Source organism: Roseicella frigidaeris (genome assembly GCF_003258945.1).
Lineage (GTDB): Bacteria > Pseudomonadota > Alphaproteobacteria > Acetobacterales > Acetobacteraceae > Paracraurococcus > Paracraurococcus frigidaeris.
In genome coordinates this window covers 1-1,111 of sequence record NZ_QLIX01000085.1, presented here as the reverse complement: position 1 = coordinate 1,111, position 1,111 = coordinate 1, and the positions used below count along the sequence as shown (strand labels likewise).

Annotated in this window: 1 protein-coding gene; it reads right to left on the bottom strand. The window is 66.1% G+C overall.

Translation table 11 applies throughout. The annotated features are described in order from the left end of the window. On the bottom strand, positions 1–726 hold a 726-nt coding region (locus DOO78_RS26870), incomplete at its 3' end, for an IS481 family transposase (RefSeq protein WP_165839114.1). Between the last annotated feature and the right edge of the window lie 385 nt (positions 727–1,111).

Below are 1,111 nucleotides of genomic sequence, written 5' to 3'. Positions count from 1 at the left end.
GTTGTAGGCGTGCAGCCAGGGGCGCATGGCGCGGGTGCGATCGGCGGAAGACGAGAACGGCGAGGCGTAGGCCCATTCGCGAATGCTGGTCTGAATGAAGCGTTCGGCCTTGCCGTTGGTCTTTGGTGTGTAGGGCCGGGTGCGCTTGTGCTTCAGACCATGGGTTGCGATGGCGCGGGCGAAGGCCTTGCTTTTGTAGGCAGAGCCGTTGTCGGTCATGACGCGTTGGGCGATGACGCCATGGGCCTTGAACCAAGCGGTGGCGGCGTCGAGGAAAGCCACCGCGCTCTGCTTCCTCTCGTCTGGCATCATGGCGGTGAAGGCAAGGCGGGAGGCGTCGTCGATGGCGACATGGAGGTACTCCCAGCCGGTACCGCGCTTGCTGCTTTGGCCCGTGCGGTCGCTGGTGATGCGGTGGCCGATGCCATCGATGCGGCCGAGCTTCTTGCTGTCGATGTGGATCAGTTCGCCCGGGTGCTCGCGCTCGTAGCGGATGATCTCGGGCTTGGGGTCCAGCGCCCGCAGCCGGCCCAGGCCCAACCGGCGTAACTCCAACCCGACCGTCGAAACAGGCAGGCCGAGCTGACGGGCAATGGCCGGGCCGGATCGGCGCTGGCGGCGCAGTGCCTCGATCTGCGCGGTCGTATCGAGTGGCAGGCGGGTCGGGCTCCGAAACGGCCTGGCGGATCTGTCGCGCAGGCCGGCCTCGCCCTCGGCGGCAANCATTCTCATGACTGTCCATCCGGGGCTCCGGCTCGGCGGTTGACGGTCTGGCAACCACAGCCTCCAACCTCAGCCCCGGAGGGACAACCTCCATAGCAGCGACACCTAGTACCGAAAGCAGCGGCCGACCTTTGCCGACAGTCTCGCCGCAGTACGACGCGCAGTCTGGAGCGAGCGGGGTTTCGTCATGTCCCGGCAGTCCGTCGAGACCACAAAACTCTCGCCAGCCCTCCGCGAGGGCATCGCATACGCGCTCTGCCACGCCGCCTGAATGGCCAAACTCGAGCTAAGAGCCCATCCGGGAAGTTCTGATTCAGGCGGAGGGGGTTGCGGCCAGCCGTCGCAGCATGATGCGGATCATGGCCAAGCGGACGAAGGCGCAAGCGAT